Source organism: Mesorhizobium sp. BH1-1-5 (assembly GCF_020165615.1).
Classification (GTDB): Bacteria; Pseudomonadota; Alphaproteobacteria; order Rhizobiales; family Rhizobiaceae; genus Mesorhizobium.
Window position 1 is genome coordinate 253,897 of sequence record NZ_JAIUIM010000004.1, and the last position, 22,277, is coordinate 276,173.

Below are 22,277 nucleotides of genomic sequence, written 5' to 3' on the forward strand. Positions count from 1 at the left end.
CGGTATTTATAATTCAGACGCGACCGTATCCAACGGATGGCAATTGGCAAGCAAATTAGGCGATCTGGCCGAATAAATTCGCCATATTGTATCCAATGATAGATTCGACATCAGTGGAGGATTTCATGACAGACCGCACCGCTTACGATCCGGCATTGGGTATAGCCTATGTCAACGGCAGCTACATGCCGCTTGCGGAGGCGGCCGTTCCGATCACCGACCGTGGCTTTGTGCGTTCCGACGCGACCTATGACGTCACCCATGTCTGGAAGGGCCGTTTCTTCAGGCTCGACGACCACATCGAGCGCTTCCTGGCCTCGATGCGCGGCCTGCGCATGAGCCTGCCGCTGTCGAAGGCCGAGATAGCCGACATCCTGGTCGAATGCGTGCGCCGGACCGGGCTGCGCGACGCCTATGTGCAGATGACCTGCACGCGTGGCGTGCCGCCGGCCGGCACCCGCGATCCCAGGCTCTGTCAGAACCGGTTCTATGCCTTCGCACAGCCCTTCGTGTGGATCGCCAATGACGAGCAGCGGCGTGACGGGCTGAAGATGGTGGTGAGTTCGGTGCAGCGCATCCCGCCGGAATCGCTCGATCCGCGCCTTAAGAATTTCCACTGGCTCGACCTGACGATGGGCATCTTCGAGGCCTACGACAAGGACGCCATCGTTGCCGTGCTCAACGACGGCAAGGGCAATGTCACCGAAGGCGCCGGCTTCAACGTCTTCGCGGTGAAGGACAATGTCGTCACCACGCCCGAGCGCGGCGTCTTCGAGGGCATGACGCGCCGCACGGTGATGGAGCTTGTGGGTGAGGCGGGCGTCACCTGCGAGGTGCGGCCGCTGCCGATCGAGGAATTGCGCGAGGCCGACGAGATCTTCATATCGAGCTCCGCCGGCGGCATCATGCCGGTGACGGTGCTTGATGGCCGCATCTATGGCAACGGCAAGCCCGGCCCGGTCACCAGCCGCATCCACGACCTCTACTGGGCCGCGCACAGGGAAGGGCCGCTTTGCACCCTCGTCGACTACGGAGCGGCGGCATGAGCGCCGCAGCGGTAGAGCGCGTCTTCCTGGTGACGGGCGGCACGCGCGGCATCGGCGCGGCCTGCGTCGAGCGGCTGACGGCGGATGGCGCGCGGGTCGTCTTTACCGGGCGCGACCAGGCCGCCGCCGATGATGTGATCGCCGCGGTTCCAGGCGCCGTCTTCGCCGCCGGCGACGCGACCAGCGAGACCGACTGCAAGCGCGCGATCGAGGTGGCGCTGGAGCTTGGCAGGGGGCGTATCGCGGGCCTGGTCAACAATGCCGGTGCCGGCGGGCGCGGGGCCTTCGACCAGACGACGCTCGACGACTGGAACAGGACGATGACGGCCAACGCCACATCGGCCTATCTGTTCACGCGCCATGCGCTTTCGGGCCTGCGGGCCGCGCGCGGCGCCGTGGTGACGATCTCGTCGGTGGCCGGCCTGGTCGGCGAGGAGGGACTTGCGATCTACACCGCTTCCAAGGCGGCGCTGATTGGCCTCACGCAAGCGCTGGCGCTCGAATACGGCTCGGAGGTGCGCTTCAACGCCGTTTGCCCGGGTCAGATCGCCACGCAGATGATGGCAAAGACGCTGGCCATTCCGGGTCGGCGCGAGAGGCTGGAAAAGCGCATTCCCGCGGCGCGCCTCGGCACACCGGAAGATGTCGCGGAGGCGGTCGGCTGGCTGCTGTCTCCCGCCGCGGGCTTCGTCAACGGTGCGGTCCTCAGCGTCGACGGCGGCGAGACCGCCGGTTTCATGACGCCGCGTGATGATCCGAAGGCCTGACGTTCAGCCAAGCGGCCGCCCCTGGTCAGCCATGACCTGGCGCAGTCCGCGCTCGACGTCGGCGGGGCGTGCGCAAGCGGCGGTCTCGAGCACCTTGGAAATGCTCGGCGAGGCTTCGCCGCCATGGACACGCTGGATCGGTTGGTCGAGCCAGTCGAAGCAGCGGTTCTGGATCTCGGCGGCGAGCAGGCCGCCATATGACGTGCCGCGCGCGCCCTGTTCGACCACCAGTACATTGCCGGTCTTGCGGATCGAGGCTTCGATGGTCTGCCAGTCGAGGCCGGCGCGATCGAGCGAGCGCAGGTCGATGACCTCGGCGTCGACGCCGAGACGTTCGACCGCCTCGAGCACCGGACGCACCATGGCGAGATAGGTCAGGACGGTCATCGCCGTGCCCCGGCGCACCACCTTGGCCTTGCCGAGCGGGATGAAATAGTCGAGGTCGTCGACCGGCGCCGGACCGGTGGAATTGTAAAGCTCGACATGCTCGATGACGAGCACCGGATCCTTGCAGCGCAGCGCGCTGTTCATCAGCCCGACATAGTCGAACGGCGTCGACGGGGCGACGATGCGCCAGCCGGGCGAGGTGGCGAAGATGCCGGCCGGGTCCATGGAGTGCTGCGAACCGTAACCGGTGCCCATGGCGACCTTCGTGCGCAGCACCAGCGGCACGTCGATATCGCCGCCGAACATGTGGCGCGCCTTGCCGATCTGGTTGAAGACCTGGTCGGCGGCCACCCACATGAAGTCCGGATACATGAACTCGACGACCGGGATATAGCGGCCATCCATGGCGATGCCGCCGCCAAGCCCGGTGAAGGCGGCTTCGCTGATCGGCGTGCCAAGCACCCGGTCGGGGAAGGCAGCAGCAAGGCCGCGCGTCGCGCCGTTGGTGCCGCCTTTCAGCCGATGCACATCCTCGCCCATGATGACGATACGGTCGTCGGTTGCCATGCGCCGCTGCATGACGTTGGCCACCGCGTCGATGAATTTGGCGCCGCCGTCGATCGCGCCGCCGAAGGTTTCCAATTCCTCGGTGCGCATCCTGGCAAATTCCTGGAGGTCGCCGCGTATGCCGTGGTCGCGAAAACCTTCGTCCGGCCAGAGCGCGGGCTTGATGCGGTTCTTGCCGTCCGCCTGCTCAACGAGCTCGGCGGCGACATCGGCCATCAGCGCAAGCGCGCGTTCGCGCAGAGCGGCAACGCCTGAGCTGCCGATGATCTGACGCTGTTCCATTTCGCTCGCCAGCCGGTCGAGCGGGTCGCGCGCCCGCCAGGCCGCTTCCTCGGTCTTGTCGCGATAACCGAAGGCGCTGCCGGGCAGCGGGCCGTTCTGATGGAAATAACGGTAGACGTCGGCCTCGATGATGGCAGGCCCGCCGCCATTGCGCATCAGCTCCATGGCTTCTTGCGTCGCAAGATAGACGGCGAGGGGATCCATGCCGTCGACCTTCCAGGCGGGAATGGCGAAGGCCGATCCGCGTGCCGACAGGCGCGGCTCGGCGGTCGCTTCCTCGACATGGGTCGAGACGGCGTAGCGGTTGTTCTCGATGAAGAAACAGAGCGGCAGCTTCCAGGCGGCGGCGATGTTCATCGTCTCCAGCACCGAGCCGATGTTGACGGCGCCGTCACCGAAATAGGCAAAGGCCACGTCGCCCTTGCCGGCTCGCCTATGCGCCCAGGCGGCGCCGGCCGCCAGCGGCACGCCGCCGCCGACGATGGCGTTGGTGCCGAGATTGCCGGCCTCGGCCCAGCGCAGATGCATCGAGCCGCCGCGACCGCGACAGAAACCCTGCGCCAGGCCGAGGATCTCGGCGAGCGATCTTTGCGCCAAGCCGCGAATGGCCGGCGAGAAGTCGTCGGCGGGCGCCAATCCCTGCGGCGCAACATAACGGATCGACTTGGCGAGGAACTGGTGATGCGCGCGATGGGATCCATTGATCTGGTCGCTCGCCCGCATCAGAGCGGCCGAGCCGACAGCGCCGCCTTCCTGGCCGACCGCGGAATGGGCTGGCCCATGCACCAGGCCCTGGCCGGCCAGCTCCAGCACTTTTTCCTCGAAGGCGCGGATCAGATGAGCCGAAACCAGCATCGATTCCAGCACAGCCGGATCGGCGTCGTCCCAGTCGGCTCGTGTCGTGCGGAGCTCGCGCCAGGGGGCTGATGGGGCCAATGTTGCGTAATCGGGCATCAGGATTTCCTGGCGGGCTCGTGGGTAGGGGGTCAAGAAGCGTATTGGATACGATAGTGAGGTGAATTGCCTTTTGAAAGGCAAAAATTGCCGCTCTTCGCATTAATCGGATACAATTGGCGGATATGTCAGCCTTTCGCCGAGATAGACGCGCGGGTATCGGCCGGCCTTGATGGTCGTGCGTCGGCGCAGTCAGTCCGTCCCAGGTGCGAGAATGCGCGTCACATGTTCGGCAATCGCCAGGCTGGAGGTCAGTCCCGGGCTTTCGATGCCGAACAGGTTGAGCAGGCCGTCGATGCCGTGCGTCGCAGCATGCTGGATCACGAAGTCGCTGTTGGCGTCGCCCGGACCTGACAGCTTCGGCCGGATGCCGCTATAGGCGGCCTGCAGGCTGCCGTCGGCCAGGCCAGGCCAGTATTTGCGGATCGCGGCGTAGAAGCGTTCGCCGCGCGCCGGATCGACGCGATAATCGAGGGCGTCGATCCACTCGACATCCGGTCCGAAACGGGCGGTGCCGGAAAGGTCGAGGGTTAGATGGACGCCGAGCCCGCCAGGTTCGGGCACCGGATAGACAAGATGCGAAAAGGGCGCGCGCCCGGCAACCGAGAAATAATTGCCCTTGGCGTAGCGAAGCGTCGGCAGGAACTGTCCGTCAAATCCCTCGAGCGAGCCGGCCAACGCCACGGCGCCGAGACCGGCCGCGTTGATGAGGCGCGATGTAGCGATCTCGAACTCTTCGCCGCTCGCCGTATCCATTGTCCGCAGCACGATCCGGTCGGCCTCGACGCGGCCCGAGACGATACGGGTGTTGAGGGACAGCATTGCGCTGTTCTCCTCGGCATCGCCGAGCAGGGCAAGCATCAGCCCGTGGCTGTCGACGATGCCGGTCGATGGCGAGAGGAGCGCGGCGGTGCAATGCAGGGCCGGTTCCAAGGCTTGCGCCTCCGCGGCGGAAAGGTAGCGCAAATCCTCGACGCCGCAGGCCGCGGCGCTGGCGCGAATGGCGGCCAACACCGGCTCCTGCGTCTCGTCGGTCGCGACGATCAGCTTGCCGGAGCGGCGGTGCGCAATCGAACGTTCGGAGCAGTAGCGGTAGAGCATGTCGCGGCCGGCGACGCAGAGCCGGGCCTTCAGCGATCCTTGCGGATAGTAGATGCCGGCATGGATCACTTCCGAATTGCGCGAGCTCGTCTCGGTGCCGATGGCATCCGCCGCCTCGAGGATCAGCGTGTCCAGCCCGCGTGCGGCCATCTTGCGCGCAATTGCAAGGCCGACGACGCCGGCACCGGCGACGATGCAGTCGATCTGTTCCATTCTCAGCCCGCCTTGGCCGTGTCGGTGGCGTGCCTGCCGAGCAGCCGTTCGAGAATCACGTTTCCGCCCTCGGTGATATCGGCGATGATCGCACGTTCGGCGGCATCGGCATCCTTCTTCTCGACCGCGGCGAGAACCGCGTGGTGATTGTCGATCATGGCGCGGCCGCCTTCGTGGTAGGATTCCGCGATCAGCGGTCCCATCTGCAGCCAAAGCCGGTTCAGGATGCCGCGCAGCACCACCATGTCGCCGATGTCGGCAAGCGCGAAGTGGAAGGTCTGGTTAAGCTCCAGCCCTTCGGTCCAATTCCTGTCGGCGATCGCGCGCTCGTTGCGTGCAATCAAATCGCGCAGCCGCTCGATATCCTTAGCTGTCGCCTTGAGCGCTGCCTCGCGCGCGGCAAGCCCTTCGAGCTTCAGCCTGATCTGGCGGATCTCGCGATAGCGTTCCAACGTGATGATGGGAACGCGTACCTCGCGCGCCGATTTCTGCACCAAGGCTTCGTCCTGGATCAGGCGCAGGATAGCGTCGCGCACCGGCGTGACGCTGGTTCCAAGCGACTGGGCGAGGTCGCGGATGGTCAGCCTGGCATCCGGCGCGAAGCGTCCCTTGATCAGCGCCTCGGCGACGCGCGCATAGACGGTCTCGCCGAGGTTTTCGCGCTCGAGCGTTTCGAAGCTGAAGCTCGCCATGCCGTTCCCGTCCCGTTTTTTGGCTGTCGTCCCAAAAAGGCTTGACAGTATATCTTATAAGAAACATGATGCATCAAACAGCATAATGCAAGAGGGAACTGCGACCCCTTGAACGAGGGGTAGGCAGGGCAATTCCCGCTTGGACGCCTGCAGACAGGAGCCGTCATGGACGCCAGACCGAATTCCCCCGAAGCCCGCGACATCCGCTACCACCTGCACGGCTACACCAATGCCCGCAAGCATCAGGAAACCGGGCCGCTGGTGATTGAAAAGGGCGATGGCATCTATGTCGAGGACCTTGCCGGCAATCGCTACATCGAGGCGATGGCGGGCTTGTGGAGCGTCGCCGTCGGCTTCTCGGAAAAACGGCTGGTGGACGCTGCGACAAGGCAGATGTCGAAGCTGCCCTTCTATCACGACTTCGGCTCCAAGGCTCATTCGCCGCTGATCGACCTTGCCGAGCAACTAGTGCAGATGGCGCCGGTGCCGATGAGCAAGGCCTATTTCACCAATTCCGGTTCCGAGGCCAACGATACCGCGATCAAGATGATCTGGTACCGGTCGAACGCGCTCGGCCAGCCGGCACGCAAGAAGATCATCAGCCGCAAGCGTGGCTATCATGGCGTCACCATCGCCTCGGCGAGCCTGACCGGGCTGCCCACCAATCATCTCTCCTTCGACCTGCCGATCGCCAATATCCTGCACACCTCGACGCCGCATCACTGGCGCGACGCTCAGGCCGGCGAGAGCGAAGAGCAGTTCTCCGCACGGCTCGCCGATGAGCTGGAACAGCTCATCCTTGCCGAGGGGCCTGAAACGATCGCCGCCTTCATCGGCGAGCCGATCATGGGCGCCGGCGGCGTCGTCGTGCCGCCTGCCGGCTATTGGGAAAAGATCCAGGCAGTGCTGGCCAAATACGACATCCTGCTTGTGGCCGACGAGGTGATTTGCGGTTTTGGCCGGACAGGCGAGATGTTTGGCTCGCAGACCTTCGGCATGAAGCCCGACATCATGGTGCTGTCGAAGCAGATCTCCTCCTCCTACCTGCCGATCTCGGCGCTCATCATCAACGACAAGGTGTTCGAGCCGATCGCCGACGAGAGCGACCGCATCGGCACCTTCGGCCACGGCTTCACCGGCGGCGGTCATCCGGTCGCCGCGGCCGTCGCGCTGGAGAACATCAAGCTCATCGAGGAGCGCGACCTCGTCGGCAATGCGCGCAAGGTCGGCGCGCATCTGCAGGCGCGGCTGCGCAAGCTCGCCTCGCATCCGCTGGTGGGCGAGGTGCGCGGCGTCGGTCTGATCGCCGCCGTGGAGCTCGTCGCCGACAAAGCGAGCAAGGCGCCATGGGGCAAGCCGGCGGCGCTCGGCGCGCTGGTCAACGGCCTGCTGCAGCAGAACGGCGTCATCTCGCGCAACATGGGCGACGCGATTGCCTTTTGTCCGCCGCTGATCATCACCGAGGCGCAGGTCGACGCATTGGTCGATGCGTTCCAGCGCTCGCTCGACGCGGCCTTGCCGCAGGTCCACCCGCAGGGCTGAAGGACTTAGCGCAGATGGGAGTCGCTCATTCTCGCGTTGACACATAAGATATAAGATGTAAGTTTCTATCGAATTGGATACATTCTTGTTGCAATTCGTCGCTTGACGTTATGAAATGCCAACACAGAAGTGGCAATTGGATACAAAATAGGCAATCAAAGCCGAAATCGAGAAATTCTGGCCCGCCTGGGCGCTGAAAAAATGGGAGACTGATATGAGTGGATTGAGAAAATCACTGGCCTTGGCGCTGTCGGCGACGGTGCTGTCGGCCGGCATGGCGCATGCAGCCGACTGGTGGCCGTTCAAGATCGCCTCGGCCAAGGACGGCGATCTGAAGAATGTAGGAGAGATCGAGTACAAGCCGCTCGACAAGGCGGAAAAACCCTGGAAGCTCTGCGTGCTCTTCCCGCATCTCCAGGACAGCTACTGGGTTTCGGTGGATTATGGCATCGTCGAGGAAGCCAAGCGCCTCGGCGTCAAGGTGACGGTGTTGCAGGCGGGTGGATACACGGCCCTGCCGAAGCAGATCTCGCAATATGACGACTGCGTCGCCTCCGGTGCCGACGCCATTCTGGTCTCGGCGATTTCGGAAGCCGGCGTGGCCGCCAAGATCAACGAGGGCATGGGCAAGGGCATCGTCAACATCGCCGTCGCCAATCCGATCCTGGAGACGCCGATCACCGCCCGCATCACGCCTGATTTCTATCAGAAGGGTTTTCAGACCGGCGAGTATGTGAAGAAGTATCTGGGCGACAAGCAGGGCACCGCCGTGGCGTTCCCTGGACCGCAGGGCAGCGGCTGGGCCGAGACCTACATGAACGGCTTCCGCGACAGCACCAAGACCGGCAACATCAAGCTGGTCGGCGAGATGTTCGGCGAGGCCAGCGTGCCGGCACAGCTCAAACTGGTCGAGGATGCGCTGCAGACCCATCCGGACGTCAACGTCATCTGGGGCGGCGCACCGACGGCGGAAGCAGCGATCGGCGCGGTCGCCGACGCCGGCTTGAGCAACGTGACCATCATGTCCTCCTACGAAAACCAGACCATGCTGAAGGCCGTCAAGGACGGCTCGGTGCTGGGCTTCGCCACCGAGTATCCGGTCATCATGGGACGCATCGGCGTCGACCTCGCGGTGCGTGCGCTGGAGAAGAAGGATCACGAAAAGGTCCTGCTGGTTGCCCCCGGCATCGTTACCAAGGACAATGTCGACAAGATCGACACGACCCAGATCTTCGCGCCAGACAACTGGCGCCCCGTATTCTCGGTCGAATAGTAGCGAGGCCGCCGGCGCGGCCTTCAGCTTCGCGATTAGATCGCGATCCTCCCGGCCTGGCCGCCTTGCAGAAGGCGGTCAGGCGACTTGACGCAATTCCGGGCGAACCGCCGTGCAGTTTGCTCGAATTGCTCCTGCCGGCTTTGGGCCTTTGGACGAGATGCTGGAAGTTACAGGGTTTACCAAGAGATTCCGCGGCATCGCCGCGCTCGACAATGTCGACTTCTCCCTCAACGAGGGCGAGGTCCATGCGTTGCTTGGCGAGAACGGCGCCGGCAAGTCGACGCTCATCAATCTCATCGCCGGCACTTTCCCATGGGCCGAAGGCGTCTATCGCATCAACGGCCGCACCATCACCAGCCTGACGCCGCAGGTGGCGCAGGAGATCGGCATCGCCGCGGTCTTTCAGGAATTCAGCCTGGTGCCCGACCTCACCGTGGTCGAAAACATCTTCCTCGGCCGGGAGCAGTCGTCCGGTCTCTTCTTAAAACGCAAGCAGATGCGGCAGGCCGCGGCCGAGCTGCTGGACAGTCTCGGCTTCCATCTGCCGCTCGACGAGAAGGTCGCCTTCCTGTCGCGCGCGCAAAAGCAGATGGTCGAGATCGCCAAAGCGCTGCGTATGCGGCCGAAGGTGCTGATCCTGGACGAGCCGACCGCATCGCTTACCGATGGCGAGGCTGAGAAACTGTTCAACGCGATAGCGCTGCTCAAGGCGCGCGGCGTCGGCATCATCTATGTCTCGCACCGCATGAGCGAGATCCGCAATCTTTCCGACCGCGTCACCGTGCTGCGCGGCGGCAAGAAGATCGGCACCGTCGTCACCGCCGAGATTTCAGACGAGGGGCTGATCGAGATGATGGTCGGTCGTCCCGTCGAGCAGCTCTTTCCGAAGATCGACCACAAGCCCGGCGCGGTCAGGCTCGAAGTGCGCGACCTGACGACCGAAAAACACTCCGTCATCAGCGCCTCCTTCACGGCGCGCGCCGGCGAGGTGGTGGGTCTCGCCGGCCTCGTCGGTTGCGGGCGCAGCGAGCTCTGTCGCGCCGTCTTCGGCCTGGAGACTGTCGAGGCGGGTACGATCACTTTGGGCGACAAGCCGGTCGAGCGACCGACGCCCACGTCGATGCTTGCCGCCAATGTCTGCTATTTCCCTGCCGATCGCGGCTCGGAAGGCCTCGCGCTGGCGCGTCCGGCACGCGAGAACGCGACCATGAGCTCGCTCGACCTGCCGGAATTGTCGTCCGGACCGCTGCTGAAATTCTGGCGCGAAAACGAAGCGATTAGGACACCGCTCGGCAATCTCGCGCTGAGGCCGATGGCGCCCGAGCGCAAGGCCTCCGCCTTCTCCGGCGGCAACCAGCAGAAGCTGATGCTGGCGCGCGGCCTGATGAAGCCCTTCGACGTCTACCTGTTCGACGAACCGACCGTCGGTATCGACGTCGGCGCCAAAGCCGATGTCTACAATCTCATCAAGTCGCTGGTCGAGGCCGGCGCCTCGGTCGTCGTCTCGACGTCCGAATTGCCGGAACTCATCAATCTCGCCTCGCGGGTCTATGTCATGCACGAGGGCAAGGTCGTCGCCGAGCTTGCCCAGCATGAGCTCAGCGAAGCCCAGGTGCTGTCGCATTATTTCGGAGGGCGCGCATGAGCTCTGAGACGGCGACCATGACCGTTGCCAACGCGCCATCGCACCGCGCGAGCCGGCTCGACCGCTTTCTCATGCAGGGCGGCATCGTCATCACCTTCCTGGTCGTGGCGGTGGTCGCAACGGCGTTGATCGAGCCGCGCTTCCTCAACCGGCTCAACCTGCTCAATGTCATGCGCAACTTCGCGCTGCTGCTCATTCCGTCGCTAGCGCAGATGCTGGTGATGACGGCCGGCGGCTTCGATCTTTCGGTGGGCGCGGTGGTGGCGGCGACCTCCGTGGTGACGGCAGCGGTGATGCTGGTCGGCAACGGCTATTTTCCCGGCATGGAACTCGCCGTCATCATCGCCTCGCTGGTGATCGCGCTCGGCGTCGGGGCGCTTGTCGGGCTCGTCAATGCCGGTCTGGTTTCGGCCTTTTCGCTCTCGCCCTTCATGGTGACGCTGGCGATGATGTCGGTGCTGATGGGCATCGCGCTCTATTTCACGCAAGGCATTCCGATCTACGGCGTCACCGATTCCTTCGTCGCCAATGTTGGGCGCGGCCAGTTCCTGGGCCTGCCGATCGTGCTTTGGGCAGCGCTTGGCGTCCTTGCCGCCTGCATCGTCATGCAGCGTTTCACCGCGCTTGGCCGCCATATCTATGCGGTGGGCAGCGACCAACGCTCGGCGCGTCTGTCGGGCGTTGCGACAGGCCGCACGCTGATCGCGGCCTATATGCTCGCCGGCTTGCTCGCGGCGCTCACCGGCTACCTGATGACGTCGCGGCTCGGCTCCGGCCAATCCACCATAGGCGGGACGCTGGCGCTCGAAACCATTGCCGCTGCCGTCATCGGTGGCGTCTCGCTGCGCGGCGGTGTCGGTCGCGCAGAATTGGTGGCGCTTGCAGCTCTGTTCCTGTCGGTCATCGCCAACGCGATGAACCTTGTGCAGGTCGACAGCAGATATCAAACGCTGGTGCTCGGCGCCGTTTTGATCATAGCCTTGGCCATCGAACGGCTTCTGCTGAGGAAGCGGCAGTCATGAGCATGGAGGCCAAGACACAACCGATGGCTCAGCTCTCCGGCCTCTCACCGAAGGATGTGCTGCGCGCCGCGCGGCTGCCGATCGCTATCGTCGTCGTGCTCATCCTGTTCGGCCTGGTCGAGCCGCGTGTTCTGTCCCTCGGCAATTTCCGCAACATCGCGCTGCAGGCGAGCTATCTCGCCATCTTCGCCATGGCGCAGACCATGGTGCTTCTGACCCGCGGCTTCGATCTCTCTCTCGGCTACACCGTTTCGCTGGTCAGCGTCGCCGCCTCGATGGCGATGGTGGCGATGGGCGGTGGCGATGCCTCGATCCTCTACGGCGTCGGCGCCGCCGCGCTGATCGCCGGCGCGATCGGCCTCGCCAACGGCGTGCTCATCGCCGGCATCGGCATCAACCCGCTGGTGACGACGCTCGGCATGGCCAACATGGTGCTGGCCTTCGCCTCCACGATCAGCGGCGGCTTCCCCGTCACCGGCCTGCCGAAGAGCCTCACCGCCGAATTCGCGCAGGGATCGCTGCTCTCGATTCCGATGCCGATCTGGATCGCCGCCCTGGTGTTCGTGCTGTTGTTCCTCGTGCTCAAGGCGACGCGCTTCGGCCGCAGTCTCTACATCATCGGCGCCAATCCAAGGGCGGCGGTCGCGGCGGGCATCCGCACCGTGCCGGTGCTGGTGTTGGCCTATGTTCTGTGCGCGCTGCTCGCCGCGCTCGGCGCGCTTCTGCTCACCGCGCGTACCGGTTCGGGCGAACCCAATCTCGGCGGCAATCTCACGCTGGAAGCAATCGCGGCGGCCGTCGTCGGCGGCGTTCGGCTGTCGGGCGGGGAGGGCGGCGTGGGCGCCGCCGTGCTCGGCGCGTTGTTCGTCACCGTGCTCTCCAACGGCATGAACCTCGTCCAGATCGACGGCTACCTGCAGCAGATCTGCCTGGGCGTCATCATCATCGTCAGCCTGATCGTCAATCGCGACGAAGCCAGGCGCTGATACTCCAACTCTCTCGGGAAGCTCGTATGGCCTATCAAGTTTGCATCGATATCGGCGGCACCTTCACCGACTGTCTCGTCTCGAACAGCAAGGGTGAGATCGCCATCTTCAAGTCGCCGACGACGCCGGGCGAATTCGAGAAAGGCTTCATCAACGTGCTGCATGTCGCGGCCGAGGGCTATGGGCTCAGCGGCGCCGACTTCATGAGAGAGATCGACCTCGTCGTGCACGGCTCGACCGTGTCGACCAACGCGCTGGTCGAGCGCAAGACGGTCAAGGTCGGCCTCATCCTGACCGCCGGCCACCAGGACATACTGGTGCTGCGCGAAGGTCCGCGCAAAGGCGCTTTCCAATGGCGGCTGAACTATCCCGATCCCTATGTGCCGCGCCATCTCACCAAAACCGTCGCCGGGCGCATCGATGCGCGTGGCCGCGAACTCGCGCCGCTGTCGCTGGACGACGTGCGCAAGGCCGCCGCCGAATTCCGCGGCCTCGGCGTCGAGGCGATCGCCGTCGGCCTCTTGTGGTCGGTGGTCAACCCGGCGCATGAGCTCGCCGTGCGCGAGATCCTGGAGAAAGAGCTGCCGGGTATTCCGGTGACGCTCAGCCATGAGATCAACCCGATGCCGCGCGAATACAAGCGCATCATCGCGGCCGCGATCGACGCCTCTATCAATCCGATCGTGCGGACCTATATCGAGAAGCTGAAGACGGCGCTCGACGAGGAGGGTTTCGAAGGCGAGCTGCTGCTTGCCAATTGCGTCGGCGGCATGATGCCTTTGGCCGACATGATCCGGAAGCCGATCTACAGCGTCATGTCCGGCCCGACGCTGGCGCCGATGGCCGCACTGGCGCTGTCCGACGAGCCCGACATCATCGTCGGCGACATGGGCGGCACCACCTTCGACGTCTCGGCGCTGCGCGACCACCAGATCATCGTCACGCCCGACAGCATGATCCATGACGATTCGCTCGGCATTCCCAAGGTCGACGTGCGCTCGGTCGGCGCCGGCGGCGGCTCGATCGCCTTCGTCGACGAAGGCGGCCTGCTGCAGGTCGGCCCACGCAGCGCTGGCGCCCGGCCGGGTCCTGCCTGCTACGGCCAGGGCGGCACCGAGCCGACGGTGACAGATGCCAATGTCGTGCTCGGCATCGTCGATCCGGATTATTTCCTCGGCGGCAAGATGCAGCTGAAGCGCGAGCTAGCGGAGGCGGCGGTCGACAAGATCGCGACGCGGCTCGGCGTGTCGCGGCAGGAGGCGGCCTACGCGATCTACACCACCAGCAACCACAACATGGTGGCGGCGATCGAGGAGATCACGGTGCGCGAGGGCATCAATCCGCGCGACTCCTTCTTCGTCTGCGGCGGCGGCGCCACCGCCATCCACATCGCCGAGATGGCCGACATCCTCGGCTTGAAGCGCTATATGGTGCCGCGTTTCATGGCCGGCCTCAGCGCCTTCGGCGGCCTGATCTCCGACATCCGCTCCGAAGAGAGCGCGGTGCTGCTCACCTCCGATGCCGACTTCAACGTCGCCGGTGTCAACGATGCGCTGAAGCGGCTCAAGCAGGCCGGCAACAACTTCCTCGCCGAAGCCGGCGTCGCGCCGGAGAATCGTCAGTTCGAGTTCTCCTTCCTCGGCCGCTACGAATACCAGTCCTTCGAGATCGAGGTGCCGTTCGAGGCCAAGGACGGCGTGGTCGATGAGAGCGATCTGCCGGGTCTGGTCGAAGCCTTCCACAAGATGCATGAGCGCATCTATTCGATCCGCGCCGACAATGACGTGGTCGAGTTCACGGCCTGGAAGCTGCGCGCCATCGGCAAGCGCTCGGGCCAGGACATCTGGCAGAAGAACACGCTGGCCGACCAGGTCGGCGCCATCGACCTGAAGGCCCAGCGCGGCATCTACCAGCAGGAGAGCGGGCGTGTCGAAACGGTGCCGGTCTACGAACTTGCGCGGTTGCGCGCGGGTGCGCAAGTCGCCGGTCCCTGCCTCGTCGAGGCCGAGACCTTCACCGCCTATCTCAAGGACCAGCACCAGGGCCAGATCGACCGCTACGGCAATCTCGTCGTCAACATCGCCTAGTCAAATCCATACAAGGGAACGATCCTATGGACTCCATCAACAGGCTCGAGCTCGACGTCGCCGACCGCCGTGTCGACCCCTTCCTGATGTCAGTGCTGAAAAGCCGCTTCGAGGCGATCGTGCGCGAGATGACGCTGGTCGTCATGCGCGCCAGCCGCTCGGCGGTGATCAAGAACGCGCGCGACTTCTCCTGCGCCATCCTGACCTATGATCATCGGCTGGTCTCGGTCGAGGACGCGCTGCCGATCCACGTCATGTCTATGGACATGGCGACGCGCCCGTTGACGGATCTCTTCGACGACATCACGCAAGGCGACATCTTCCTCAACAACTGCCCCTATACCGGCGGCACCCATCACGCCGACCTGATCATGGCGATGCCGGTGTTCTTCGAGGGCGAGCCGCTGTTCTGGGTCGTGGCGCTGTCCCACCACGCCGACACCGGCGCGCCGGTGCCGTCGACCTATCTGCCCTTCGCCAAGAACATCTTCGAGGAGGGGATGCATTTCCCCTGCGTGCGCGTGGCGCAGAACTACGAGGAGAAGAAGGACATCCTGCGCATCGGCACGATGCGCAACCGGGTGCCGGACATGTGGCTCGGCGACGTGCGCGCGCAGATCGGCGCCTGCCGCACCGGCGAGCGCCGCATCGGCGAGTTGTTCGCGCGCTATGGCCGTGACACCATCCTCGGCTTCGTCGAGGACTGGTTCGACTACGGCGCGCGCTGCGCCAAGGCGGCGATCGGCAAGCTGCCGGCCGGCAGCTACAGCTACGAAACGCGCCATGACCCGGTGCCCGGCGTCGCCGACGAAGGCATCCCGGTCAAGGTGACGATCAATGTCTATCCGGAGAAGGGCGAGATCGTCGTCGACGTGCGCGACAACATCGACAATGTGCCGGGCGGCCTCAACCTGTCGGAGAACACCGCAACCGGCTCCTGCCGTATCGGCGTCTTCAACAATCTCGACGAGAGCATCCCGCACAATGAGGGCGCGAAGTCGCAGATCAAGGTGCTGCTGCGCGAGGGAAGCGTCGTCGGCAAGCCGAAATATCCGGTTGGCACCTCGGTCGCCACCACCAATGTCAACGACCGCCTGATGATTGCCGGCAACTGCGTCTTCTCGCGCATGGGCGCCCCTTACGGCCAGGCCGAGAGCGGTTCGCACCTGCCGGCCGGCGTCGGCGTCATTTCCGGCGAGGATCCGTTCAAGCACGGCAAGTCCTACGTGAACCAGGTCTTCGTCGGCTATGCCGGCGGCGGTGCCCGCCATGGCTTCGACGGCTGGCTGACCTATTGCGGCCCGGCCAATGCCGGTCTGATCCAGCTCGACTCGGTCGAGGTCGACGAGTCGATGTATCCGATCGTCATCGAGTGCCGCGGCGTGCTGCCCGGGTCGCAGGGTTTCGGCGAGTTCGAGGGCGCGCCGGCGACCGGCGGCGTCTTCTATCCGCTCGATCATGACATGACGATCGTCTACGCGGCCGACGGCACCAGCTTCCCGCCGCGCGGCGTGCTGGGCGGCGGCGACGGCAAGGAAAGCGAGACGATCAAGCTCCGTGCCGGCGAGAAGATCGTGCTGCCGGCCTTCAGCGAGGAGACGATCGAGGATGGCGCCCGTATCGAGTTCACCGCCTGTGGCGGCGGCGGTTACGGCGATCCGCTGAAGCGCGATCCGAAGCGGGTCGCGGCGACCGTCAATCGCGGCTGGCTGAGCCGCGAGGATGCCGAGACGGTCTACAAGGTGGTTCTGGTCGATGCCGACGAGCCCGGTCTGCTCCGGGTCGACGAAGCCCGTACAGCCGCCCTCAGAACGGTTTGACTCCGATAGAGCGTTTCATCGTTTCACGGAAACGGTGAAACGCTCTATCCCTTTGTTTTTACGCAATTCCGGACGGAAGGCTACGGCGAAGCTGCCGAGCCCAACCGCTCACACTTTTCATGGAATTGCTCCAGGCGCGGAACAGGTCTGCAAGAGACCTCGAATTCCGGGCCGGTGGTTGGAGAGGGAGCGCCTGCCCGGCGGGGTGCCATGCATGACGACCGACCCGTGGCGAGCGACCGCCTGCTGCCGATGGACGCTGTTCTTCTGCTGCTGGCAGCGGCGATCTATGGCGGCATCTTTCCGGTCAACCGGCTGGCCGCCGAAACGCAATGGCCGCCTGTGGGCTTCGCCTTCGCTCAATCGCTTGCCGCCGGCGTGATCCTGGCACTGGTGGCGGCAGCCGCCGGCGGTCGGTTCGCCGTTACCGCCGGGCAGGTGTGCACGTACCTGATTTTGGGCGGTCTGGTGGTTGGCCTGCCGATCGGCATCCTGGTCTCGGCCGCTCCGCATGTCGACGCCTCGGTGCTGACTTTGGTGCTCTGCCTTTCTCCCATATTCACCCTTGCCATTGGTGCGCTGGCGGGCCTCGATCGTTTCGATTGGCGCACTCTCGCCGGCATGCTGCTCGGAGTGGCAGGCGTGGCCGTCCTCGCGTTGCCCGATGTGGGCGTTGTCGGCTCGGATGGCATCGTCTGGTTCCTGGTGGCGCTCATTGCTCCGGTCATGTTCGCCGCCGCCAACAATTGCGCCAAATGGCTGCGCCCCGAAGGTGCGTCTTCTACAATGATGGCGGCCGGAACATTGCTGGGAGCGGCCGTCGTCGCCGGCCTCGTCATGCTTGCGCTCGGCAGCGCGGCATTGCCTTCCGAGTGGACCGGCAGGACCGCGATGCCGCTCGTTCTCGCCACGGCGATCAACGCCGTCTTCTTCGTCCTGTTCTTCGAGCTGGTCGCTCGGATGGGACCGACGCGCTTTTCGATCTTCAACTATCTGGCCGTGGCCGCCGGCATTCTCTGGAGTATGGCCGTCTTCGCCGAACGACCGGCCGCCTCGTTCTGGCTGGCCCTGTTGCTGATGCTTGCAGCCATGTATCTGGTGCTGTCGCGCAAGCCCGACTGACCGTTTGGTTACGACCAGCCGCGGCCTTTCACATGATGCCGAAGGTCTTGTAGGCATCCACCGCGCTCATCCCTTCGCGGATTGCCTTGGCGACGAGCTTTTCTCCTCGGACTTTTTCAAGGGCCAGGCGCACCACCTCTTCCTCCGCTTCCCGCGAGATAACGAGAACGCCTTCCTTGTCGCCGAACAGCAGCGTTCCCGGCTCTATGCGGACGCCGCCGATTTCGAGCGCGCAGCGATAGTCGACGACCTTGCCGCGCACGCCCTGATCCTGCGCGTAATAACCAGTGCAGAAGCAGGGAAATCCCAGCGCCTTGATGCCGTCCGTGTCGCGGGCGAAGCCGTCGACCAGCGCGCCATGCGCGCCAAGGATCTTCGCACGCGTCGACATCAACTCGCCCCACAGCGCGTAACGGGGCGAGGCGCCGCTGGCGACGTAGATCTCGCCGGGCTTCAGGTCGTCGAGCGCTTCGAACATCAGCCCGAATGGCTTCACCATCAGTGGGTTGTGCGTCGGTCCGCTGGACGGAAAGATGTCGGTCTCGAGCACCGGCATGGCCCTGCCGAGCAGGCGCGTCTTCTCGTCGACGGGCTTGAACACCGGCGGCAGGAATTGATGCTGCAGCCCCAGCGTGTCCATCACGTCGCCGACGACCGCGACGAAGAGCTCCTCCTCGAACAGTCGGTACATTTCGGCGTCGTCGGCATAGAGACGTGTCGATCTGGTCATCAGGCTTGCATCCGTATGTTGCTGGAGTGCTGTGAGCGCGAGGGTCCCAGCGCCGCGGCGTTCTGCACCAGCGCGCGCATATAGCCGAGCGCGAAGGCCTTCCCCGCGTGCCAGGGCGCATCGCAGGACATTTCCGGCGTATGGTCGGGGATGATGACGCCCTCATAGTTTTCATCGCGCAGGATGCGGACGATTTCGGCCATGTCGATGTCGCCGTCGTCGACGAAGGTTTCGTGGTAGTTCGGCACCTTGCCGCGCACGTTGCGGAAATGGATATAGCCGATGCGCTTGCGTCGGGCGAAGCGCCGGACATGCCCGTAAATCTCGTCGGTGTCCGGCATCTCCTGCAGCGAGCCGAGGCAGAGCTCGAGCCCGTTGGCCGGCGAATCGACTATGTCCATCAGCCGGTCGTATTTCTCCGGCCGGTTGACCAGCCGCGCCGCGCCGCGCAGCGCCTCGGCCGGCGGATCGTCCGGATGCGCGGCGAGCACCACGCCGGCCTCCTCGGCCACCGGAACGACGTCCCGCAGGAAGGCGCCGAGCCGCTGCCAGAGTTCATCGCTGCTCACCGTCACCGGTTCGGCGCCCGGCCGGCCGGCGCGATAGCGCATGTTCCAGACCACGCCGTCGGGCAGGCGCAAGTCGGGGTCGATGGCCGCAAGGTCGAGCCCGACCGACATCGCCTCGCCGCGCGCGAAGGGCCCGCGCGACCAGCCCCAGACGCCGGCGATGGAAAAATTGTAGCCGATGCACGGGATGCCGGCGCGGCCGGCATCGCGGATAAGCCTCTTCAGCCCTTCGATCTGCTTCGCCCTGTCGGGGCCATCGAGCAAGACATCGGACCAGAAGCGCGGCGAGAAATTCTCGATCGCGGCGATTTCCAGCCCGTTGTCGCGCACGGTCTTCACCAGGCCGGCAAAGTCCTCGTAGTTCCACAGCTCGTCGGTGGAGCAATCGCCCCAGCCTTCCGCCTCGCTGCCTGCCGACAGCGAAGGATCGCGGCCGCGAAAATAATTGGTGAGGTGGGCGACTATGTGCGTGGCGCCTGCCTGGCGGGCGAAGCGGAAATTGCCCGGAGTCAGCGATTCCCGGTAAAGACCAAGACCGATCTTCATGGTCACCTCACGCCGAGGCCGGCGGTCAGGCCGCCATCGATCTTGTAGTCCGCGCCGGTGCAGAAGCCGGCTTTCGACGAGCACAGGAAAGCGATGAGCTCGGCCACTTCCTCCGGCTCGCCGATGCGGCCGAGCGGATGTGCCGCGCCGAAGCGCCTGTAGGCGTCCTCGACGTCGGCATCGCTGCCATTGTCGCCGCGCGCGGCCTTCTCCAGGATCGGCGTACGGATCGAGCCCGGGCTGACCGAATTGACCCGTATGCCCGCGGCCGCGTAGTCGAGCGCCAGCGAACGCGTCAGCGTATGGATGGCGCCCTTGGTGGTGGCATAGGCAGCGACGTTCTGCTGGCAGGCGAAACCCTGCACCGAGGCGACATTGATGATCGCGCCGCCGCCGCGCTTGATCATTTCCGGGATGCCGAAATGGGCGGTCAGATAGATCGAGCCGACATTGACCGTCATCGCCTTGTTCCAGGTTTCCCAGTCGGTCGTCGTCGCGGTTCCGTAGGGATGGACCGCCGCCGAATTGACGATCACGTCGAGGCCGCCGAAGCGCGCCACGCCGGCAGCGACGGCGTCGCGGACCTGGTCTTCTACGGAGACGTCGATGTCCATGACCAACGCGCCGGCCCCGGAGCTTTCCAGCTCCGCCCTCATCGCCGTATTGGCGGTGCGATCGATGCCACAGGCGACGATCGCGGCGCCGCCGGCGGCAAGGCGCCTGGCGGTTGCGAGACCGATCCCGGTCGTCCCGGTCACCAGCGCGACCTTGCCTTCAAAATCCTTCATTGCGGGAACTCCTTCAGTCGCTGTCGGAAGCCGGCTCTTCCGGCAGGAAGCGCAGGGCGAAATCGAGATGGCGGCTCATCAGATAGGCGTAGGCCAGCCTGTCGCGCGCGCGGAGCGCGGCGATGATCTCGCCATGCGCGGCGCGGGTGTCGGCCAGCACCGGTCGCATTTCCTTGCCGATGGTCATGATCCGCAGGATCACGGGCGACAGGAACGAATACATGTCGGTGAGCATGCGGTTGTCCGCCAGCCCGATCAGCGCCATGTGGAAATTGAAGTCGTTCTCGGCGGCTTCCTCGATCGAGCGGCTGTCGACGATCCTGGCGTTGATCTCATCGAGCGCCTCGATCTGCTCGCTCGTGGCGTTGAGCACGATATGGTCGCCGATGCCGACCTCGATGATGCGCCTGAAACCCTGGATGTCGGCGAAGGACGAGCGCGAGACATCCATATGCGCGGCGAAGAAATTCTGGATGGCGATGCTCTGCCCGTCGGCCAGCACCGCGCCGACACGCGGCTTGGGCTCGATCAGCCCATAGGTGCGGATGGTGCGCAGCGCCTCGCGCACGGTGTTGCGGCTGGCGCCGGTGATCTCGCTGAGCTCGCGTTCGGTCGGCAGCACATCGCCGACATTGAGTTGTCGCGCGCGAATAAGCTCAAGAATCCGTCCGGCCGCGGTGTCGACCGCGGACCTGCCGCCAGCGCGGCGGGCGACGGCGTTGTCACGCGCGGCCTGAGTGTCTTCCAACGCCGATCCTCCTGAATTGTTGGACCAACATATCGCAGAGCCTGAGGAAAACAACTGGTTTCGGCGGCTGCTTGGTCGAATTCCCGGAGATTTTGGCGCGAGTGGACCTCTTGTAGCCTCGAAATTTTTAATTTGACTCTCGTTGTGGTCCAACAATAAGTTCCGGCCATTCATAGAGGGAAGCGGCAATGGAACAGTGCTGGCGCTGGTATGGCCCGGACGACCCGGTGACACTCGATCATGTCAAGCAGGCGGGCGCGACAGGCGTGGTCTCGGCCCTGCACGACATCTATGACGGGCGCGCCTGGCCGCTGGAGAACATCCTCGAGCGCAAGCGCATCATCGAGGCGGCGGGGCTGACCTGGTCGGTGGTCGAGAGCATTCCGGTCCACAACTCGATCAAGATCGGTTCGCCGGAGCGGCTCCGCTATGTCGGCTTCTACAAGGATACGATCCGCGCCCTGGCGAAGGCCGGCATCGCGACGATCTGCTACAATTTCATGCCGGTGGTCGACTGGACCCGCACGGATCTGGCTTACCACCTGCCGACGACGGGTTATGCGCTGCGCTTCGACGCGATCGATTTCGCGGCCTACGACCTGTTCGTGCTGAAGCGCCGGAATGCGCGGGACGGCTACACGCCCGCCCGCATCGCCGAGGCGGAATCGCGGCTGAAGGAGCTCGGCGACGAGAAGACCGACAGGATCGAGCGCAATCTCATCGCCGGCCTGCCCGCCACCGAGCGTGCCTACAACCGCGACAGCTTTCGCGACGCCTTGGCCGACTACGATTCGATCGGGCCGAAGGAATTGCGCGAGAACCTGGCCTGGTTCCTGCGCGAGATCATTCCGGTGGCCGAGGAGGAGGGGGTGCGCATGTGCATCCATCCCGACGATCCGCCATTCTCGCTCTACGGCCTGCCGCGTATCGTCTCGACCGCCGAGGATGCGCGCTTCATCCTCCACGCCGTCGACAGCCCGGCCAACGGGCTGACGTTCTGCACCGGCTCCTACGGTACGCGCGCCGACAACGACATCGTCGCCATGGTCAAGGCGTTTGCGGAGCGAATCCATTTCGTCCATCTGCGCAACGTCACCATCGAGGATGACGGCTCCTTCCACGAGGCCGAACATCTCGAAGGCGGCACCGACATGGCGCATGTCATCCTCGCGCTGATGCAGGAGGAGGCGCGCCGTCGCAAGGAAGGCCGCGCCGACTGGCGCATACCGATGCGGCCCGATCACGGGCATCTGCTCGCTGACGACATCGGCAAGACCAGGATCAATCCCGGCTATTCGCTGATCGGCCGCCTCAAGGGCCTCGCCGAACTGCGCGGCATCATGCGCGCCGTCGAGCGGTTCGGGCTGGCTTGAGGCGGCCGCCGGGA

The 22,277-nt window shown here is 64.7% G+C and carries 18 protein-coding genes; 11 read left to right on the forward strand and 7 right to left on the reverse strand.

All coding sequences use genetic code 11. From position 1 onward, the window contains the following. The first annotated feature begins 125 nt into the window (after nucleotides 1-125). Together LB572_RS07540 and LB572_RS07545 are read left to right on the forward strand one after the other, a co-directional pair. Nucleotides 126-1,046 (forward strand): aminotransferase class IV, encoded by a 921-nt coding sequence (locus tag LB572_RS07540; RefSeq protein ID WP_140803189.1) that lies wholly within the window; start codon nucleotides 126-128, stop codon nucleotides 1,044-1,046. Beyond that, complete coding sequence (locus LB572_RS07545; RefSeq protein WP_224667274.1) at nucleotides 1,043-1,813, forward strand: SDR family NAD(P)-dependent oxidoreductase; 771 nt, start codon at nucleotides 1,043-1,045, stop codon at nucleotides 1,811-1,813. The genes LB572_RS07540 and LB572_RS07545 overlap by 4 nt, the downstream gene beginning before the upstream one ends. A gap of 3 nt (nucleotides 1,814-1,816) precedes the next feature. On the opposite strand, the gene LB572_RS07550 is transcribed toward LB572_RS07545, so the two are convergent. From LB572_RS07550 to LB572_RS07560, 3 genes are all read right to left on the reverse strand, one after another. Further along, nucleotides 1,817-4,003, reverse strand: a complete 2,187-nt coding sequence (locus tag LB572_RS07550; protein ID WP_224667275.1) for a thiamine pyrophosphate-dependent enzyme — start codon at nucleotides 4,001-4,003, stop codon at nucleotides 1,817-1,819. 192 nt (nucleotides 4,004-4,195) lie between these two features. Continuing rightward, nucleotides 4,196-5,317: an NAD(P)/FAD-dependent oxidoreductase gene (locus LB572_RS07555; RefSeq protein WP_224667276.1), complete on the reverse strand. Its 1,122-nt coding sequence runs from the start codon at nucleotides 5,315-5,317 to the stop codon at nucleotides 4,196-4,198. Nucleotides 5,318-5,319: 2 nt separating this feature from the next. Beyond that, entirely contained in the window at nucleotides 5,320-6,009 is a 690-nt protein-coding gene (locus LB572_RS07560) for a GntR family transcriptional regulator (RefSeq protein WP_140803185.1), read from the reverse strand. A gap of 165 nt (nucleotides 6,010-6,174) precedes the next feature. Between LB572_RS07560 and LB572_RS07565 the strand changes: the two genes are divergently transcribed. The 8 genes from LB572_RS07565 to LB572_RS07600 all read left to right on the forward strand — a co-directional run bounded on the left by LB572_RS07565 (nucleotide 6,175) and on the right by LB572_RS07600 (nucleotide 17,509). Continuing rightward, nucleotides 6,175-7,551, forward strand: coding sequence for an aspartate aminotransferase family protein (locus LB572_RS07565; protein ID WP_140803184.1), 1,377 nt, complete (start codon nucleotides 6,175-6,177; stop codon nucleotides 7,549-7,551). Nucleotides 7,552-7,765: 214 nt separating this feature from the next. Continuing rightward, nucleotides 7,766-8,824, forward strand: a complete 1,059-nt coding sequence (torT, locus tag LB572_RS07570; protein WP_140803183.1) for a TMAO reductase system periplasmic protein TorT — start codon at nucleotides 7,766-7,768, stop codon at nucleotides 8,822-8,824. A 160-nt stretch (nucleotides 8,825-8,984) separates the two neighbouring features. After that, on the forward strand, nucleotides 8,985-10,472 hold the full coding sequence (locus LB572_RS07575) for a sugar ABC transporter ATP-binding protein (RefSeq protein WP_224667277.1): 1,488 nt from the start codon (nucleotides 8,985-8,987) through the stop codon (nucleotides 10,470-10,472). Beyond that, nucleotides 10,469-11,494 carry an ABC transporter permease gene (locus LB572_RS07580; protein WP_140803181.1) on the forward strand — a complete coding sequence of 342 codons (1,026 nt, stop codon included), beginning with the start codon at nucleotides 10,469-10,471 and terminating at the stop codon, nucleotides 11,492-11,494. The genes LB572_RS07575 and LB572_RS07580 overlap by 4 nt, the downstream gene beginning before the upstream one ends. After that, complete coding sequence (locus LB572_RS07585) at nucleotides 11,491-12,480, forward strand: ABC transporter permease (protein ID WP_224667278.1); 990 nt, start codon at nucleotides 11,491-11,493, stop codon at nucleotides 12,478-12,480. Before LB572_RS07580 ends, LB572_RS07585 begins: the two co-directional genes overlap by 4 nt. 26 nt (nucleotides 12,481-12,506) lie before the next feature. Next, the gene (locus tag LB572_RS07590; RefSeq protein WP_224667279.1) at nucleotides 12,507-14,567 is read left to right on the forward strand and encodes a hydantoinase/oxoprolinase family protein; all 2,061 of its coding nucleotides are present in this window, start codon (nucleotides 12,507-12,509) and stop codon (nucleotides 14,565-14,567) included. 26 nt (nucleotides 14,568-14,593) lie between these two features. Beyond that, nucleotides 14,594-16,387, forward strand: a complete 1,794-nt coding sequence (locus LB572_RS07595; RefSeq protein ID WP_224667280.1) for a hydantoinase B/oxoprolinase family protein — start codon at nucleotides 14,594-14,596, stop codon at nucleotides 16,385-16,387. Nucleotides 16,388-16,597: 210 nt separating this feature from the next. Next, nucleotides 16,598-17,509 (forward strand): DMT family transporter, encoded by a 912-nt coding sequence (locus tag LB572_RS07600; protein ID WP_224667281.1) that lies wholly within the window; start codon nucleotides 16,598-16,600, stop codon nucleotides 17,507-17,509. Nucleotides 17,510-17,537: 28 nt separating this feature from the next. Here LB572_RS07600 and LB572_RS07605 read toward each other — a convergent pair whose 3' ends face one another. Genes LB572_RS07605 through LB572_RS07620 form a run of 4 tightly spaced genes read right to left on the reverse strand, consistent with a single transcriptional unit; the run spans nucleotide 17,538 to nucleotide 20,890 of the window. Continuing rightward, nucleotides 17,538-18,239 carry an RraA family protein gene (locus tag LB572_RS07605; protein WP_224667282.1) on the reverse strand — a complete coding sequence of 234 codons (702 nt, stop codon included), beginning with the start codon at nucleotides 18,237-18,239 and terminating at the stop codon, nucleotides 17,538-17,540. Beyond that, entirely contained in the window at nucleotides 18,239-19,354 is a 1,116-nt protein-coding gene (locus LB572_RS07610; protein WP_224667283.1) for a mannonate dehydratase, read from the reverse strand. The genes LB572_RS07605 and LB572_RS07610 overlap by 1 nt, the downstream gene beginning before the upstream one ends. A 2-nt stretch (nucleotides 19,355-19,356) precedes the next feature. After that, nucleotides 19,357-20,142, reverse strand: coding sequence for an SDR family NAD(P)-dependent oxidoreductase (locus LB572_RS07615; protein WP_224667284.1), 786 nt, complete (start codon nucleotides 20,140-20,142; stop codon nucleotides 19,357-19,359). Nucleotides 20,143-20,155: 13 nt separating this feature from the next. After that, entirely contained in the window at nucleotides 20,156-20,890 is a 735-nt protein-coding gene (locus LB572_RS07620) for a FadR/GntR family transcriptional regulator (protein WP_140804893.1), read from the reverse strand. A 188-nt stretch (nucleotides 20,891-21,078) separates the two neighbouring features. Here LB572_RS07620 and uxuA point away from each other — a divergent pair, with 188 nt between their 5' ends. Further along, nucleotides 21,079-22,263, forward strand: a complete 1,185-nt coding sequence (gene uxuA, locus LB572_RS07625; RefSeq protein ID WP_224667285.1) for a mannonate dehydratase — start codon at nucleotides 21,079-21,081, stop codon at nucleotides 22,261-22,263. The last annotated feature ends 14 nt before the right edge of the window (nucleotides 22,264-22,277 follow it).

Excerpts from the sequence above, each read along its gene's own strand:
- LB572_RS07540 (WP_140803189.1), top strand. The coding sequence starts at position 126 with ATGACAGACCGCACCGCTTACGATCCGGCATTGGGTATAGCCTATGTC.
- LB572_RS07545 (WP_224667274.1), top strand. The coding sequence starts at position 1,043 with ATGAGCGCCGCAGCGGTAGAGCGCGTCTTCCTGGTGACGGGCGGCACG.
- LB572_RS07550 (WP_224667275.1), bottom strand. The coding sequence starts at position 4,003 with ATGCCCGATTACGCAACATTGGCCCCATCAGCCCCCTGGCGCGAGCTC.
- LB572_RS07555 (WP_224667276.1), bottom strand. The coding sequence starts at position 5,317 with ATGGAACAGATCGACTGCATCGTCGCCGGTGCCGGCGTCGTCGGCCTT.
- LB572_RS07560 (WP_140803185.1), bottom strand. The coding sequence starts at position 6,009 with ATGGCGAGCTTCAGCTTCGAAACGCTCGAGCGCGAAAACCTCGGCGAG.
- LB572_RS07565 (WP_140803184.1), top strand. The coding sequence starts at position 6,175 with ATGGACGCCAGACCGAATTCCCCCGAAGCCCGCGACATCCGCTACCAC.
- torT (WP_140803183.1), top strand. The coding sequence starts at position 7,766 with ATGAGTGGATTGAGAAAATCACTGGCCTTGGCGCTGTCGGCGACGGTG.
- LB572_RS07575 (WP_224667277.1), top strand. The coding sequence starts at position 8,985 with ATGCTGGAAGTTACAGGGTTTACCAAGAGATTCCGCGGCATCGCCGCG.
- LB572_RS07580 (WP_140803181.1), top strand. The coding sequence starts at position 10,469 with ATGAGCTCTGAGACGGCGACCATGACCGTTGCCAACGCGCCATCGCAC.
- LB572_RS07585 (WP_224667278.1), top strand. The coding sequence starts at position 11,491 with ATGAGCATGGAGGCCAAGACACAACCGATGGCTCAGCTCTCCGGCCTC.
- LB572_RS07590 (WP_224667279.1), top strand. The coding sequence starts at position 12,507 with ATGGCCTATCAAGTTTGCATCGATATCGGCGGCACCTTCACCGACTGT.
- LB572_RS07595 (WP_224667280.1), top strand. The coding sequence starts at position 14,594 with ATGGACTCCATCAACAGGCTCGAGCTCGACGTCGCCGACCGCCGTGTC.
- LB572_RS07600 (WP_224667281.1), top strand. The coding sequence starts at position 16,598 with ATGCATGACGACCGACCCGTGGCGAGCGACCGCCTGCTGCCGATGGAC.
- LB572_RS07605 (WP_224667282.1), bottom strand. The coding sequence starts at position 18,239 with ATGACCAGATCGACACGTCTCTATGCCGACGACGCCGAAATGTACCGA.
- LB572_RS07610 (WP_224667283.1), bottom strand. The coding sequence starts at position 19,354 with ATGAAGATCGGTCTTGGTCTTTACCGGGAATCGCTGACTCCGGGCAAT.
- LB572_RS07615 (WP_224667284.1), bottom strand. The coding sequence starts at position 20,142 with ATGAAGGATTTTGAAGGCAAGGTCGCGCTGGTGACCGGGACGACCGGG.
- uxuA (WP_224667285.1), top strand. The coding sequence starts at position 21,079 with ATGGAACAGTGCTGGCGCTGGTATGGCCCGGACGACCCGGTGACACTC.